Origin of the sequence: Tersicoccus phoenicis (genome assembly GCF_001968835.1) — a bacterium.
In the GTDB taxonomy this organism is placed as follows: Bacteria; Actinomycetota; Actinomycetes; order Actinomycetales; family Micrococcaceae; genus Tersicoccus; species Tersicoccus phoenicis.
The window spans coordinates 51,318-66,658 of the sequence record NZ_MRDE01000074.1; the positions used below are offsets into that span (position 1 = coordinate 51,318).

The following is a 15,341-nucleotide window of genomic DNA, read 5'->3' on the forward strand; positions in this document are numbered from 1 at the left end:
CAGAAGGGAGGGAAGCGTGCTCACCACGATCGTGTTCGTGGCCCTGGCCGTGATCGCCGTCGTCTCCGGTGTCATCGTCTTCCGCACCGACTCGATGGCCCGCGCCACCTACGCGCTCGCCGTCTCGTTCGTGGCGGTCGGCGTGATGCTGCTGTTGTTCAACCTCGATTACCTCGGGGTGATCACCATCTTGATGATGATGATGGAGATGGCGATCATGGCGATCTTCATGATCATGTTCATGGGCATGAATCCCGCGTTGATGCCGATGAGCATGGTGCACAACAAGCGCGGTTCCGCGGTGGTCGCCATCGTCGTGTTCGTCCTGCTCGCCGCCGTCGCGATCCTGGTCCCGTGGCCCACGCGGCGCGGTGCCCCCGCGGCGGATCTGACGGCGTCGCTGGGGGAGGCGCTGATGGGCTCCAACATGCTGGTGATGCTCACGGTCAGCCCGGTCCTGTTCGCCACCCTCGTCGCCGCGCTGGTGCTGGCCAACCCGCGCGGCCGCTACCGGCGGTATCCGCGCGTCCCCGACGGCACCCCGGCGAGTGCGACGACGACGACGTCGGACGCCGGCGGCCACGGCGGCCACGGCGGGGAGGACGTACGGTGAGCCTGTCCCTGGTCCTCGTCGCGGCGGCCGCCCTGTTCGGCGTCGGCCTGTTCGGGGCGCTGTCCCAGCAGGTCGTCGTGATGGTGATGATGGGCCTGGAACTGATGCTCAACGGTGTGATCCTCGCCGCCGCCGGCTTCTGGTGGTTCCTGTCCCCGGCCCCGGACGGGCAGGTGCTGATCCTGGTGGTGATCACGGCGATGACGGTGGAGATGGCGATGGGCTTCGCCGTGGCCACCGTCCTGCACCGCTCGGCGGAGACAGATATGACCGACATGGCCACGGAGCTGTCCGGATGAGCGCCCTCCTGCTGCTGCTGATCGGCCTGCCGGCCGTCGCCGGTGCGCTGCTGTGCGTGGTCGGCCACCGCGCCGACCGGGTGGCCGGCGCCGTGTCGGTGTCCGTGGCCGTCGTCGTGCTCGTGCTGTCCGTCCCGTTGTCGATCCCGCTGTCCGTCGGGGCGCCCGGCACGACGCCGACAGTGGCCCTGCCGTTGCTGCCCACGGTCGCGGGCGGCCGGTTCGCGCTCGTGGTGGACCCGCTGACGGCGGTGATCCTGCCGGTCGTCGCGGCCGTCACCCTGCTGGTGCTGGCGTTCGCCGTCGCGGAGAACGCGCGGAGCGGGAAGGACACCGGTGATCACACCGACCCGGCACGCTTCCACGGGCTGATGCTGCTGTTCCTCGCCGCGGTGCTCACCACCTTGACCGCCACGAACCTGGTCACGCTGCTGTTGGCCTGGGAGGTGATGGGCGCGGCGTCCTGGGCGTTGATCGGCTTCTCCTGGCGCGAAACGGATCGGGTGAGCGCGGGACTGACCGCGTTCGTCACCACCCGCACCGCCGACCTCGGGCTCTACCTGGCCGCCGGTGCGGCGCTGGCCGGTGGTGGTTCCTTGACCTTGGCCGACCTGCCGGGTCTACCCGCCGGCTGGCGGGACCTCGCCGCGGCTGGCATCCTGGTCGCCGCGCTCGGCAAGGCCGCGCAACTGCCGTTCAGTTTCTGGTTGGCCCGGGCCATGGCGGGTCCGAGCACGGTCAGCGCCCTGCTGCACTCCGCGGCCATGGTCGCCATGGGCGGTTACCTGCTGCTGCGGGTGCAGCCGCTGCTGGCCGCGACCGGTTGGGCACCGGCGACGACGGCGTGGGCCGGTGCGCTCACCGCCCTGCTGCTCGGCGTCGTGGCCCTGGCCCAGGAGGACCTGAAGCTGCTGCTGGCCGCGTCCACCGCCGCACAGCTCGGTTTCATCGTCCTCGCCGCCGGGGTCGGGGACGTGGCCGGCGGGACGGCGCACCTGATGGCGCACGCGCTGACCAAGTCGGGCCTGTTCCTGGCCGCTGGGGCCTGGCTGGCCGCGCTCGGCACCAAGCGTCTGACGGCGTTGGTCGGGGCCGGACGGCGGTGGCCGGTGCTCGGGGTGGCCGCCACCGTCGCGGCCCTGGCGCTGGCCGGCGTCGCCCCGCTCTCGCTGTGGGCCACCAAGGACGACGTCCTCGCCGCCGCCGCGCGCGTCTCGACACCGCTGTACGTGACCGGGCTGGTCGCCGCCGCGCTCTCGGCCGCCTACGCCGGCAAGGCCGTGGCGCTGCTCTGGCTCCCGCAGCCGGCCGACGCCGAGGCCGGTTTCGACACGGAGGAGGAGGGCACGCGACGTGTGAGCGCCGGCCAGCAGGTGCCGGTGGTCCTGCTCGCGGTCGGGGCGGCGTTCGCCGGATTGCTGGTGGTGCGTCCGATCGGATTGCCGTCCCTGCTGCCGGGCAGCGCCGGGGCCGAGGCGGCGGAACTGGTCCTCTCCGCCGTGATCGCCGTCGTCGTCCTCGTCCTCGTCGTGGTGGCGCGGGGGCGGTACCGGGTGACGTTCCGACTGCCGCTCGCGGACGGGTGGCTGGGCCTGGAGCGGGCCGCCGACGTCGTCCTCGTCCGGCCGGTGCTCGCACTGGCCCGGGGGCTGGCCGCGTTCGACGACCGGGTGCTGGACCGGGCGGTCGACCGGGCCGCCACGGTCGCGCTGGAGAGCGCGGGCAGCAGCGGCCGCGTCGACGCCCGGGTGGACGCGGCGGTGGGCGGCGTGGCCGCCGGGGTCCGCCGTACCGCCCGGCGCGCCCGCCGACCCCAGACCGGCCTGATCCACCAGTACTACGCCCAAGCGGCGGTGGCGCTCATCGTCGTCGTCCTCGTCCTGATCTTCTGGAGGTGACCGTGCTCAGTCTGCTCATCGTGCTGCCGCTGGCGGCGTCGGCCGTACTCGGCGCACTGCCCCGTACCGCCGACGGCGTGGCCCGCGTCGTGTTCGCCGTCGTCGCCGGCGTCGAGGTGGTGCTGATCGCCGGACTGTGGCTGGCGGTGGGAACCCCGGCGGCCGGCCAGCTGGCGGCGGAGGAACGGCTGCGCTGGATCCCCGGCCTGGGGGTGAGCTATCACCTCGGAGTGGACGGGTTGTCCCTGCCGCTGCTGGCCCTGACCGGGGTCATCTTCGCCGCGTGCGCCGTGTACGACTGGCGGGAAACGGACCGGCCCCGCGCCCGGTCCGCCCTGTTCCTCTTCCTCGAGGCCACCTGCGTCGGCCTGTTCGCGGCCCAGGATCTGATCCTGTTCTTCCTGTTCTTCGACCTGTCGATCGTGGCGATGTACTTCGTGATCGCCGGCTGGGGGCACGGGGACAAGACGCGGTCGGCCCTGAAATTCTTCCTCTACACCTTCCTCGGCTCCCTCGCCCTGCTCGTCGGGTTCATCGGCCTGTACCTGGCCGCCGAACCGCACACCTTCGACATCCCCGAACTGGCGCGCGCCGACGTCCTGGCCGACAACCCGTGGGCGGGCTGGGTGCTCGCGGCCATCGTGGTGGGCCTGGTGGTGAAGACGCCGACGGTGCCGTTCCACACCTGGCTGCCGCCGGCGCACACCGACGCCCCGGCCACCGGGTCCGCGGTGCTCGCGGGCGTGCTGCTGAAGATGGGCACCTACGGGTTCGTGCGGATCGCGATGCCGCTGCTGCCCGAGGCGTGGCGGGCGTGGGCACCGGTGCTCATCGCGGTGGGCATCGTCTCGGTCCTCTACGGCGCGCTGGTGGCGTTGGCCCAGAACAACCTCAAACGGATGATCGCCTACACCTCGGTCAACCACATGGGCTACGTCGTCCTCGCGGTAGGAGCGGCCGGGGCGGCGGGCGGCGCCGACGACACCGTCCGGCAGACCGCCGTCGTCGGCGCCGTCACCCAGATGGTCAGCCACGGCCTGATCACCGGGGCCCTGTTCCTGCTGGCCGGGGTGCTCGCCCGCCGGACCGGCACCTACGACCTGACCGCGTACGGCGGTCTTGCGGCCTCCGCGCCTCGCTTCGCCGGGTTCTTCGCCGTCGCCTCGTTCGCCTCACTGGGGTTACCCGGCTTCAGCGGCTTCATCGCCGAGTTCCAGATCTTCGCCGGCAGCATCGGCGTCGTCCCGATCAGCGCGCTCGCCCTGCTCGGCATCCTGATCACCGCCGCCCTGTTCCTGCGCGCCTTCCAGCGGGTGTTCACCGGACCGGTGCGGGGCGTCTCGGCCGGCTTCGCCGACCTGCGCCCGGGAGAGGCGGTTCCCACCGGTGGCCTGCTGGTCCTCTCGGTGGCGCTCGGGCTGTTCCCGGCGCCGGTGCTGGACACCATCGCGCCCGCCGCAGCCGACGTCGTCACCCTGGTGCTGCGGGGATGAGCCGGTGACCGATCCGAGCATGAATCCTCTCGGCCTGCTGCCGGAGCTGCTGCTGCTGGCCGGAGCGGTGGCGTGCCTGCTGACCGGCTCGTTCGTGGCCCAGGACCGGCAGTGGGTCAGCCGGTTGATCGCCGTCGTCGCGCTGGTGGGATCGGGAATCGCCGCGGTGGTGGCGTTCGCCGGGCCCGTGCTGTCCCTGTACACCGGCAGTTACGCCGCGGACGGGCTGACGGCGGCCGGGCGGATCATCGTGGCGGTCTCGGCGCTGCTGGTGATCGGGCTCGGCGTCGACGAGTTGGCCGGTACGGAGCGGGAGAGCGAGACCTACACCCTCATCCTGCTGGCCTCCCTCGGCGCCGTCGTCCTGGCCGGTACCACGAGCCTGCTGGTGCTCGCGGTCGGGTTTCTGCTGGCCAGCATCCCGTTGTACGCGCTGATCGGGATGCAGCGCACCCGGCTCGGCGCCGAAGCGGCGATGAAGACCTACCTGATGGGCGCGTTCACCGGCATCGCCCTGCTGCTCGGCGTCACCATGCTGTACGGGCTGGCCGGCACCAGCCGGTACTCCGACCTCGGGACCCTGGCCGGTGCGCCGGTGGCGGCGGTCGCGGCCGGCCTGGCCGGGGTGCTGGCCGGGCTGATGTTCAAGGCCGGGGCGGTGCCGGCTCACTTCTGGGTGCCCGACGCCGCGCAGGGCGCCTCCACCACGGCCGCGGCCTTCGCGACGACGGTGCCGAAGATCGGCGGTTTCCTCGCGCTGTTCCGGCTGCTGACGGTACTGCCGACGACGATCGACTGGCCCCTGCTGGTGGCCCTGCTGGCCGCGGTGACGATGACGTTGGGCAACCTGGCCGCCTATCCGCAGACCGACGCGCGGCGCCTGCTCGGCTGGTCGACGGTCAGCCAGGCCGGATACCTGCTGATGCCGGTCGCGGTGGCCGGCAGCGTCCCGGCGGCCGTTCCCGCGCTGGTGGTCTACCTGGCCGGGTACGCCGTGTCCAACCTGACGGCGTTCGCCGTGGTGGGCGCGCTGCCGACCCGCCCGGCCCTCTCCGATTACACCGGGGTGGCGCGCGGTCATCCGTGGCTGGCCGTGGGCTTGGTCGTGGCGCTGCTCAGTCTGGTCGGCACCCCGCCGACCGCGGTGTTCCTCGGCAAACTCGCCGTGTTCACGGTCGCGTGGGACGGCGGGTTCTGGTGGCTGACCGTCGCCGCCGCCGTCAACACCGTGATCAGCCTCTTCTACTACCTGCGCTGGATCGGCCCGGCGTTCCGGGCGCCGGAGGTAGGGGCCCCGTCGTCGGGCCTTGGGTCGGACGGCGACCCGGCTGCCCCGTGGGCGACCGCGACGACGCTCGCCGGCGCGCTCCTGATCCTGGTGATCGGCGTCGGCGCCGGCACGCTCGGGGGTTGACGACTCGGGCGCGGCGTCAGGCCAGGTGACGCTCGTCCGGTCCGTTGTACGCGCTCAGGGGCCGGATCAACGCGTTCGTCTCCAACTGCTCCATGACGTGCGCCGTCCACCCCGAGATGCGGGACGCGACGAACAACGGCGTGAACGTGGGGGTGTCGAAGCCCATCAGGTGGTAGGCGGGACCGGCCGGGTAGTCGAGGTTGGGCTTGATGCTCTTGGCCTCGCCCATCGACTTCTCCAACCCGTTGTAGAGGCCGATCAGTTCCGGCCGGTCGTAGTGCTCGATCATCGCGTCCAGGGCGGCCTTCATGGTCGGCACCCGGGAGTCGCCGTTCTTGTAGACGCGGTGCCCGAAGCCCATCACCTTCTTCTTCGCCGCCAGCGCGTCATCCATCCACGCCTTCGCCCGGGCCTCGGCCTCCTCGGCGGTCTCCTCCTGCCGGATGCCGATCTCGTCGAAGGTGTGCATCACCGCCTCGTTGGCGCCGCCGTGCAGCGGCCCCTTCAGCGCCCCGATCGCGCCGACGACGGCGGAGTGCAGGTCCGACAGGGTCGAGGTGATGACCCGGGCGGTGAACGTCGAGGCGTTGAAGGAGTGCTCGGCGTACAGGATCATCGAGACGTTGAAGGCGTCGACGACGGGCTCCGCCGCTTCCTCCCCGAACGTCATCCAGAGGAAGTTGGCCGCGTAGCCCAGCTCCTCGCGCGGTTCGACGAGCTCCTGCCCACGACGGCGGCGCTGATCGTAGGCGACGACGGCGGGCATCCCGGCCAGCAGGGTCTTCGCCTTGGCCAGATTCGCCTCCCGGGACGAGTCCTCCGCCGTCGGGTCCTGCGCGCCGAGCACCGACGCCGCCGTCCGGCACACGTCCATCGGGTGGCACGTCGTCGGGAGGGCGTCGATGATCTGCTTCAGTTCGGGGGACAGGGCCCGGTGCGAGCGCTCGAACGCGGTGAAGTCCGCGAGCTCGACGTCGTCGGGCAGCTCCCCGGTCCACAGCAGCAGGGCCACCTGTTCGAAGCTGCACGACGCGGCCAGTTCCTGCACCGGGTACCCGCGGTAGAGCAACGAGTTCGTGTCCGGGTTGACCTTGGAGATGGCGGTGCTGTCGACGACGACGCCGGCCAGCCCCTTCTTGATCTCGGCCTCAGCCATCGGTTCCTCCTGTGGTCGACGGTCCGGGCGCGGGTGTGCCCGGGACCTGGAAATTGAACACCCCGGTGTCGAACCGGTTGTACGCCTCGTAATCAACGAGATCGTACAGCCGGGCCCGGGTTGCCATGTCGGGTACCGCGGCGGACTGGGTGCCGTCCGCGGCGAGGGTGTCCAGCGCCCGCTCGGCCGCCCCGAGGGCGATCCGCAGCAGGGTCACCGGGTAGATGATCATCGCGACGCCGGCGTCGGCGAGCTGGGCCCGGGTGAACAGGTCCGACTTGCCGAACTCCGTCATGTTGGCCAGCACCGGCACGTCCACGGCGGCGCAGATGGCGGCGAACTCCTCGACCGAGCCCATCGCCTCGGGGAAGATGGCGTCCGCCCCGGCGTCGACCAGCGCCTTCGCCCGGTCCACCGCGGCGTCCAGTCCGGTGTCGCCGGCCTCGGTAGCGCGGATGTCGGTGCGGGCCATGATCAGGAAGTTCGCGTCTCGCCTGCCGTCGGCGGCCGCCTTGATCCGTTTGGTGGCGGTGTCCAGGTCGACGACGGCCTTGCCGTCCAGGTGGCCGCACCGTTTGGGGTTGATCTGGTCCTCGATGTGGCACCCGGCCAGGCCGGCGTTCTCCAGTTCCTGGACCGTGCGGGCCACGTTCATCGGTTCCCCGAACCCGGTGTCGGCGTCGACCAGGGCCGGCAGGTCCGTCATCCGGGCGATCTGCCCGGCCCGGGTGGCGACCTCGGTCAACGTCGTCAGTCCGATGTCGGGCAGGCCGAGGTCATTGGCGAGGACCGCGCCGGAGATGTAGACGCCGTCGAAGCCCTTCTGCTCGATCAGCCGGGCCGAGAGCGGGTTAAACGCGCCCGGGAACTGCCGGGCCGTGCCGGGGACCAGCAGCTCGCGCAGCGTCGCCCGCTTGGCCTGCGGCGTCGTGGTGGAGTACAGCATCGGTGTCTCCTTCCTGTCAGGTTCGGGTTACTTCAGAACAGCCGGCTCGGAACAGACGGTTCAGAACAGGCCTTCGGGTGCCGCGGCGAGGTCGACGACGCCGTCGGCCGCCCGGATGTTCAGGGCGTCCAGCTCACCGGCACCCAGCGCGGGCAGCCGCTCCGCGGCGTCGAGGAACCGGTCCATCTCGGCGGGCTCGACCAGGCCGGTGGCCAGGGTGCGGAATTTCTCGACGTACTGCTCGCGGCCGAAGGGGCGGGCGCCGAGCGGGTGGGCGTCGGCGACGGCGATCTCGTCCCGGATGACCCGCCCGTCGGTCAGGGTGATCTCCACCGAGCCGCCGAACGCCTTCTCGGCGATGTCCAGGGAGTGGTAACGCCGCGTCCACTCCGGGTCCTCCGTGGTGGTGACCTTCCGCCACAGGGCGACGGTGTCGGGCCGGCCGGCGCGCTCGGGCGTGTAGGAGTCGACGTGGTGCCAGGCGCCGTCCTGCAGCGCGACGGTGAAGATGTACGGGATCGAGTGGTCCAGGGTCTCGCGGGACGCGGTCGGATCGTACTTCTGCGGGTCGTTCGCGCCGGAACCGATCACGTTGTGCGTGTGGTGGCTGGTGCGGATCAGCACCGAGGCGACATTGGCCGGGTCCGTCACCTCGGGGTGCTCGCGGTGCAGCTTGCGGGCCAGGTCGATCCAGGCCTGCGCCTGGTACTCGGCCGAGTGCTCCTTGGTGTAGGTGTCCAGGATGGAGCGCTTGGTCTCACCGGGCCCGGGCAGCGGCACCTCGTACGCGCCCTGCGGCCCGTCCAGCAGCCAGGCGATGACGCCGTCCTCGCCCTCGTAGATCGGCACGGGCGAGGTCTGCCCGCGCATCGCCCGGTCCACGGCCTCGACGGCCATCTTCCCGGCGAAGGCCGGGGCGTGCGCCTTCCAGGTGGAGATCTCACCCTTGCGGGACTGCCGGGTGGCGGTCGTGGTGTGCAGCGCCTGGCCGACCGCCTGGAAGATCGTCTCGACGGGCAGGCCGAGCAGGGTGCCGATGCCGGCCGCGACGGACGGCCCGAGGTGGGCGACGTGGTCGATCTTGTGGGCGTGCAGGCAGATGGCCCGCACCAGGTCGACCTGGATCTCGTACCCGGTGGCGATGCCGCGGACCAGGTCAGCGCCGGTGCGGCCGGTGTGCTGGGCGACGGCGAGGATCGGCGGGATGTTGTCGCCGGGGTGCGAGTACTCGGCGGCGAGGAACGTGTCGTGGTAGTCGAGTTCGCGCACTGCGACGCCGTTGGCCCAGGCGGCCCACTCGGGGGAGGTGCGGTGCTCGGCGGCGTCGTCGAGACCGAACAGCAGCGCGCCGGCGCCGCCCCGGGAGGCCGGGTGGGTGAGGGCCTGGGCGCGGGCAGCGACGATCGGTCCGCGGTTCAGCGAGGCGATGGCGACGGAGGCGTTGTCGATCACCCGGTTGATCACCATGGCGGTGACGTCGTCGTCGACGGCGACCGGGTCGGCGGCGACGTCGGCGATGAGGTGGGCGAGCTGCTGCTCGCGGGGCAGGTTCTCCTCGCTGCGGTGGACGCGCACGTGGTGGGTCTGCATCGGCTGGTGGTCCTCTCGACGGGATGGGATCGGGAATGTCAACGGACGGTTTCGCGAGGGACGGCGATGGCGGTGGTGATGCCGGCCAGCGCGTTCGCCAGGTGCAGGCGGGTGGCGGCGACCGCGAGATCGGCGTCTCCGCCGGCGATCGCCTCCGCGATGGCGGCGTGCTCGAGGGCGGAGGCGGCCAGCCGGCGCGGGTTGTCCCGGGCCAGCCGGCGCAACCGGGTCAGCTGGGTGCGGAGCCGGCGTTGTGCCTCGAGCAGGTGCGGGTTCCCGACGGAGGTGTCGATCGCCTCGTCCAGCAGCCCCACCAGTGCGTAGTAGTCGTCGGCCCGCTCGTGATTTCCGTCGGACATGCCGGCGGGGTCGGCCGGTTGCGGGACGTCGCCCGGCCGCGGGACGGCCACGCTGTCCGGAATGTGCGGTCCGCGGTCCTGGTCGGCCGCGCGATTCAGGACCTCCGCCGCGGTGCGCAGCCGGTCGGCGAGGTCGTCGAACACGGCTCGGTCGGCGCGGTGGGCGGCCAGGGCCGCCGCTCGGCCGTCCAGGCCGACGCGGACGTCGAACAGGTTCCGCGCGTCCTCCAACGAGACCTCGGTGACCATCACACCGCGGCCACCCTGTGGCGCTGCGAGGCCGTCGGCGACGAGCCGGCCCAGTGCCTCCCGGATCGGTGTGCGGGAGACGCCGAGCCGGACCGACAGCTCGGTCTCGGCGAGCACCGTTCCCGGCGGTATCCTCCAGTCGACGATGTCGGCTCGCAGACGCGCATAGGCGAGGTCACTGGCACGCTGTGCCATCGCGCCGCTCCCTTCCCGCGCCGGTGACGGTCGTCACCACTCCGACTCAGTGTATACACACGACCGTGCTCACATCGAAGTCGGCGTAGAGCAGTGGCTTTATGTATACATTCGCGGGCGCTGGGCGGACTCCTGCCCGGGTCGCTCTTTCTCGGGCCGCACCCCGCGCGGCCGCATCCCGGACTCCCGCCCGGGGCCGCTGCGTCCCGGGCGGCTGCATTCCGTACCGCTCAATGCCGGGATAGCGAATGCCGGCGCGGCTTGGAACTGGCTTAGAAGTCCCTCTCCGCCGGTCGGTCCGGGTCGACCGGCTCGAAGCCCTCGTCCATCAGCTCCGTCTCGTCCCGCAGCGGGTCCTCGACCAGCTGCGGGTCGTCCGAGTCGCCCGCCACGGGCTGCGAGTCGCGGCCGTCCTGCGGGTCGAGTTCGTCCGCCGTCGGATCCTCCATGGGCACGTCGCCGGGAAGGTCGCTCATCATGGTCTCCTTCTGCAGTGGTGGGAAGCCCGGTGCCGGACCTCACTCGTGACGCTACCGCGTGCCCCGGACCAAACGCACCGGGCCCGGCAGCGACGGCCGTTCTCGCTATGAGTCCGTCAGTTCCGCCCTCAGGGGGGGGTGGTCAAAGACCGGGGCCCATGGGCGGATCTGACGGACTCAGCGTGGGGGCGGAGCGGACCTGACGGACTCAGCGTGGGGGATCATCGACGTGGCGGGCACCTCACGGGTGCCAGCGGTAGCCCATCTCGGGTCGGCCCGGGCTGCCGTAGCGGGGTTCCTTCTCCACGCGGCCGACCGCGGCGAGGTACTCCAGATAACGCCGGGCCGTCACCCGGGCGATGCCGGTGCCCGCGTGCACCTCCGCGGCCGAGAGGGGGACGGCGCTGCCCGCCACCAGGTCCGCGACCTGCGCCAGCGTGGTCTCGGACAGCCCCTTCGGCAAGGACGACGGCGCCGGAGGGAACGAGCCCGACGACGTCGGACCCCACCCCGACGACCCACGCCCCGACCCCGGTGGCGACGGCGTTCGTCTCGGCGCCGCGGGCTGCCCGGACCATCCCGGCCCCGAACGGGACGACCCGGGCGACCCGGACGACCCGAGGGAGCCCGGCGACCCCGGGCCGCTCGCCGCCGAGTGGGGCGACGCCGTACCGCTGTCACCGGGGCCGCGCAGCCGGGTGAGGGCCGCGTCCACGGCGTCCTGGGTCGCCCCGCCGTCGACGGCCCCCGCCGCCAGCTCCGCACGGAACGCCGCGTAGCCGCGCAGCTTGTCCTCGAACGCCGCGAAACCGAACGGCTTGATCAGGTACTGCACGACGCCGAGCGCGATGGCCTCCCGCACCACCGGCAGTTCGGTCGCCGCGGTGATGGCCAGCACGTCGATCCCGGCACCGCCGGCCCGGAGCATGCGGCAGATCGCCAGGCCGTGGCCGTCCGGCAGATTCATGTCCAGCAGGACGAGGTCGGCGGGCGGCTGCCGGGCCGGATCGGCGCGCGGCCCGCTCGGCAGCAGCGCCGCGACGGCCTCCCGGCGGGTGTGCGCGGTGCCGACCAGGGTGAATCCCGGCACCCGGCGCACGTATTCGCCGTGCAGGGACGCGGTCAGGGGATCGTCCTCGACGACGAAGATCCTCAGATCGGGCGCGGCGGTCACGGCAGTCGTACCTCACCGGCGTCGTTCGCGTGCGCCTCGGGGTCCGCGACAATGCCGCGCGCGGCGTCCCCGTCCGACGCACCGGCGCCCGTGGTCGTCGAGGACCCGGTGCCCGGGGCCGGGCGTTGCGGCACGGCGACCGTGAACATGGTGCCGTCGCGCACGTCGACCTCGATGTCTCCGCCGAGGGAAGCCACCGCCTGCCGGACCAGGGCGAGCCCGACGCCGCGCCCGGCGGTGGAGGGCTGGCCGGGTGCAGCCGGTTTCGTGCTGTAACCGCGGGTGAAGATCCGGTCGACGTCCTCGGCGGTGAGCGCCGCGGCGCCGTCGGCGACGGAGACCTCGAGCCGCCCGTCACCGCCCCCGAGCGCCACGTGCACCCAGCGGCCCGCCGGTTCCGCCCCGGCAGCCGCGTCGAGCGCGTTGTCGATGAGGTTGCCGAGCACGGTCAGCAGGGCGGTCGCCTCCCGGTCGGTCGGCTGGAAACCGGTGTCGGCCTCGACGGTGACGTCGACGCCCCGCTCCCGGCCCTGGGCGGCCTTCGCGGCCAGCAGGGCACCGGTGCGGGGCTCGGGCACGACGGCCGCGACCGCCGGGTCCGCCGAACCGGCACCCGCGATGGTGCCGGCGAGTTCACCGGCGATCAGCTCGGCGGCCTCGTGCGGCCGGCCCAGCTCCAACAGGGTCAGCACCGTGTGCAGCTGATTGGCGTGCTCGTGCGTCTGGGCCCGCAGCGCGTCGCTGAGCGTGCGGGTGGTCTGCAGTTCCCCGGCGATGGCGGTCAGTTCGGTGTGGTCGCGTACCGTCAGCAACCTGCCGATCCGCCGCCCCGGGCGCCGGAACGGTCCGGTCCGCTCCGTGCTCAGGGCGTCCCGCTGCGTCACGACCAGGATCCGCGACCCGGCCACGTGCACCTCGTCCTCGCAGCGGCGACCGGTCCGGACCAGCTCGGCGATCGACGGCGGCAGGTCGACGTCCGCGATCGGGACCGGCCGGGCGCCGTTCCCGGTGGGGGACAGGCCCAGCAGGTCGGCGGCCACGTCGTTGTACAGCAGGACGTGTTGCGCGTCGTCGGTGAGCACCAGCCCGTCGTCCACGGAGTGCAGCGCGGCGTCGAACACCACGACCATCCGCGCCAGCTGCTCGGGGCCCTGGCCGAAGGTCACCCGGGTGAGGTACCGGTGCAGCGCGATGGAGACGATCGCGCCCGCCGCCGCGAACAGGGCGGCGACGGCGACGATGGCCGGCAGCTGACCGAGGGCGGTCGACTCGACGGACGCGGTGGTCTGCCCGACGGCGACCATCCCGACCACGGCGCCGGTTCCGTCCCGCACCGGGGCGATGGCCCGCACCGAGGGACCGAGCGTGCCCGTGTAGGTCTCGGTGAAGACCTGCCCGCGCAGGGCGGGCTCGATGGTGCCGATGTACCGCCCCCCGATCTCGGCCGGATTGGGGTGAGTCAGCCGGGTCCGGTCCGGGCGCATGACGGTGATGAAGTCCAGTCCGGCCTGGGAACTGACCTCGGCGGTGTAGGCCCGCAGCCGGTCCCCGGCGATCCGCCCCTGCAGCCCCTCCAGGACGAAGGGACTGTCGGCCAGGGTCACCGCCGTCGTGCTCATCCGCTCGGCCACCTGCCTGGTGAGCGTGTCCCGGCTGTTGGTGACGACCGCCCAGGAGACCAGCACCGTCGCACAGATGATGAACAGCAACTGTCCGGCGAAGAGCCGCTGCGCGATGCTCCACGGGTGCACGATCCACCTCCGGAGACGTTGAACAGCACGGACGACGACCGTGACCAGTATGACCACAACCGGTGACGGCGGTCACAACGGTGCCACCGTGGGGGACGACGACGCACCGCGTCCACCCGACCGGGACGTCGACCACCTCATCAGCATGGTGCATCACCGCACGATCGCACCAGCGCAGCACCTCGTCCGGACCCGGCGGCACCGACCGACCGGCACGCAACTACCGAGACGCCACCACCGAGACCGAACCACCGAGACGCAACACGGAGTCGAAGGGGACACCATGACCGAACATCACACGGCGGCTCCCGCCCGGCCGGGCACACCGGCCGGCCGGAAGGACCGCACCCACTGGCTGTACATCGCCGTCATCGCCGCGGTGATCCTCGGCATCGCCGTCGGACTCGTCGCGCCCGACTTCGCCAAGAGCCTCAAGCCGCTCGGCGACGGATTCGTCAACCTGATCAAGATGATGATTGCGCCGGTCATCTTCTGCACCATCGTCCTGGGCATCGGCTCGATCGCGAAGGCCGCGACCGTGGGCAAGGTCGGCGGCCTGGCCCTGGCCTACTTCCTGGCGATGTCCACGTTCGCCCTGGCCATCGGCCTGGTGGTGGGCAACTTCGTGCGCCCGGGCACCGGGCTTCAACTGACCCCGTACAAGCCGTCCTCCGGCGGTGGTGACGGCGGCACCGTCCAGTTCCTGCTCGACATCATCCCCGGCTCCGTCCCGGTGCTGCCGGTCCTGTTCGTGGCGCTGCTCGTCGGGTTTGCGCTGCAGCAGATGGGCCCGACGGCGCAGCCGCTGATCAAGGGCCTGACCCTCGTGCAGGGTGTCGTGTTCCGGGTGCTGACCATGATCATGTGGGTTGCCCCGATCGGCGCGTTCGGCGCGATCGCCGCCGTCGTCGGCAGCACCGGCTGGGCCGCCGTCGGCGCGATGTTCCTGCTCATGGGCGCGTTCTACCTCACCTGCGCCGTCTTCATCCTCGGCGTCCTGGGCACCCTGCTCAAGGTCGTCACCGGGGTGAGCATCCTCAAGGTGATGAAGTACCTGGGCCGGGAGTACCTGCTGATCTTCTCCACCTCATCGTCCGAGACGGCGCTGCCGCGGCTGATCGCCAAGATGGAGCACGCCGGCGTGTCCAAGCCGGTGGTCGGCGTGACCGTGCCGACCGGGTACTCGTTCAACCTGGACGGCACCGCGATCTACCTGACCATGGCGTCCCTGTTCGTCTCCAACGCCATGGGACTGCAGATGAACCTGGGGCAGCAGATCGGTCTGCTCGTCTTCATGATCATCGCCTCGAAGGGTGCCGCCGGGGTCACCGGGGCGGGTCTGGCCACGCTGGCCGCGGGCCTGCAGGCGCACCGGCCGGAGCTGCTCGGCGGCATGGGCGTCATCGTCGGCATCGACAAGTTCATGTCCGAGGCCCGGGCGCTGACCAACTTCACCGGCAACGCCGTCGCCACCCTGCTGATCGGCAAGTGGGTCGGCGAGATCGACCTCGCCCGGGTCGACCGGGTGCTCTCCGGTCAGGACCGGTTCGACGAGTCCACCATGCTGACCCACGGCGAGCGGCTCGACGATGTGGCCACCTCGGTCACCGCGCAGCCCGCGGTCGAGGGCTCGACGACGGACCGGCTCACCGGGGCGGGAAACTCCGCGACCCGCTGACAGCCCGTCGGATCCCCTGATCGGAACTCTGATCGGCGTCCTGATCG

General features: G+C 71.8%; 13 protein-coding genes. 6 read left to right on the top strand and 7 right to left on the bottom strand.

Annotated elements, in window-relative coordinates; genetic code table 11:
• The first annotated feature begins 16 nt into the window (after positions 1–16).
• The 5 genes from BKD30_RS12590 to BKD30_RS12610 are packed head-to-tail and all read left to right on the top strand — an operon-like array spanning position 17 to position 5,717.
• Positions 17–613 (top strand): NADH-quinone oxidoreductase subunit J, encoded by a 597-nt coding sequence (locus tag BKD30_RS12590; protein WP_083956449.1) that lies wholly within the window; start codon positions 17–19, stop codon positions 611–613.
• A complete protein-coding gene (locus tag BKD30_RS12595) occupies positions 610–912 on the top strand; it encodes an NADH-quinone oxidoreductase subunit NuoK (protein ID WP_076705102.1) in 303 nt (100 codons plus the stop codon). Before BKD30_RS12590 ends, BKD30_RS12595 begins: the two co-directional genes overlap by 4 nt.
• Positions 909–2,810, top strand: a complete 1,902-nt coding sequence (locus BKD30_RS12600; RefSeq protein WP_076705104.1) for a proton-conducting transporter transmembrane domain-containing protein — start codon at positions 909–911, stop codon at positions 2,808–2,810. The genes BKD30_RS12595 and BKD30_RS12600 overlap by 4 nt, the downstream gene beginning before the upstream one ends.
• Positions 2,807–4,303, top strand: a complete 1,497-nt coding sequence (locus BKD30_RS12605) for a complex I subunit 4 family protein (protein WP_235861688.1) — start codon at positions 2,807–2,809, stop codon at positions 4,301–4,303. Before BKD30_RS12600 ends, BKD30_RS12605 begins: the two co-directional genes overlap by 4 nt.
• Before the next feature lie 4 nt (positions 4,304–4,307).
• Positions 4,308–5,717: an NADH-quinone oxidoreductase subunit N gene (locus BKD30_RS12610; protein WP_235861689.1), complete on the top strand. Its 1,410-nt coding sequence runs from the start codon at positions 4,308–4,310 to the stop codon at positions 5,715–5,717.
• A 16-nt stretch (positions 5,718–5,733) separates the two neighbouring features.
• Here BKD30_RS12610 and BKD30_RS12615 read toward each other — a convergent pair whose 3' ends face one another.
• The 7 genes from BKD30_RS12615 to BKD30_RS12645 all read right to left on the bottom strand — a co-directional run bounded on the left by BKD30_RS12615 (position 5,734) and on the right by BKD30_RS12645 (position 13,616).
• Positions 5,734–6,873, bottom strand: a complete 1,140-nt coding sequence (locus BKD30_RS12615) for a bifunctional 2-methylcitrate synthase/citrate synthase (RefSeq protein ID WP_076705106.1) — start codon at positions 6,871–6,873, stop codon at positions 5,734–5,736.
• A complete protein-coding gene (gene prpB, locus BKD30_RS12620; RefSeq protein ID WP_076705108.1) occupies positions 6,866–7,819 on the bottom strand; it encodes a methylisocitrate lyase in 954 nt (317 codons plus the stop codon). The genes BKD30_RS12615 and prpB overlap by 8 nt, the downstream gene beginning before the upstream one ends.
• Before the next feature lie 60 nt (positions 7,820–7,879).
• Positions 7,880–9,409, bottom strand: coding sequence for an MmgE/PrpD family protein (locus BKD30_RS12625; protein ID WP_076705110.1), 1,530 nt, complete (start codon positions 9,407–9,409; stop codon positions 7,880–7,882).
• A gap of 38 nt (positions 9,410–9,447) precedes the next feature.
• Positions 9,448–10,212 carry a GntR family transcriptional regulator gene (locus BKD30_RS12630; protein WP_076705112.1) on the bottom strand — a complete coding sequence of 255 codons (765 nt, stop codon included), beginning with the start codon at positions 10,210–10,212 and terminating at the stop codon, positions 9,448–9,450.
• 272 nt (positions 10,213–10,484) lie between these two features.
• On the bottom strand, positions 10,485–10,688 hold the full coding sequence (locus BKD30_RS12635; protein ID WP_218189304.1) for a hypothetical protein: 204 nt from the start codon (positions 10,686–10,688) through the stop codon (positions 10,485–10,487).
• A 244-nt stretch (positions 10,689–10,932) separates the two neighbouring features.
• Positions 10,933–11,865, bottom strand: coding sequence for a response regulator transcription factor (locus BKD30_RS12640; RefSeq protein ID WP_076705114.1), 933 nt, complete (start codon positions 11,863–11,865; stop codon positions 10,933–10,935).
• The gene (locus tag BKD30_RS12645; protein ID WP_076705115.1) at positions 11,862–13,616 is read right to left on the bottom strand and encodes a sensor histidine kinase; all 1,755 of its coding nucleotides are present in this window, start codon (positions 13,614–13,616) and stop codon (positions 11,862–11,864) included. The genes BKD30_RS12640 and BKD30_RS12645 overlap by 4 nt, the downstream gene beginning before the upstream one ends.
• Before the next feature lie 283 nt (positions 13,617–13,899).
• Between BKD30_RS12645 and BKD30_RS12650 the strand changes: the two genes are divergently transcribed.
• Entirely contained in the window at positions 13,900–15,294 is a 1,395-nt protein-coding gene (locus tag BKD30_RS12650) for a cation:dicarboxylate symporter family transporter (protein ID WP_076705153.1), read from the top strand.
• Positions 15,295–15,341 lie beyond the last annotated feature (47 nt).

What these genes read in the sequence shown, in the direction of transcription:
- BKD30_RS12630 (WP_076705112.1), bottom strand. Translation starts at nt 10,212, where the DNA reads ATGGCACAGCGTGCCAGTGACCTCGCCTATGCGCGTCTGCGAGCCGAC.
- BKD30_RS12635 (WP_218189304.1), bottom strand. Translation starts at nt 10,688, where the DNA reads ATGAGCGACCTTCCCGGCGACGTGCCCATGGAGGATCCGACGGCGGAC.
- prpB (WP_076705108.1), bottom strand. Translation starts at nt 7,819, where the DNA reads ATGCTGTACTCCACCACGACGCCGCAGGCCAAGCGGGCGACGCTGCGC.
- BKD30_RS12650 (WP_076705153.1), top strand. Translation starts at nt 13,900, where the DNA reads ATGACCGAACATCACACGGCGGCTCCCGCCCGGCCGGGCACACCGGCC.
- BKD30_RS12600 (WP_076705104.1), top strand. Translation starts at nt 909, where the DNA reads ATGAGCGCCCTCCTGCTGCTGCTGATCGGCCTGCCGGCCGTCGCCGGT.
- BKD30_RS12625 (WP_076705110.1), bottom strand. Translation starts at nt 9,409, where the DNA reads ATGCAGACCCACCACGTGCGCGTCCACCGCAGCGAGGAGAACCTGCCC.
- BKD30_RS12615 (WP_076705106.1), bottom strand. Translation starts at nt 6,873, where the DNA reads ATGGCTGAGGCCGAGATCAAGAAGGGGCTGGCCGGCGTCGTCGTCGAC.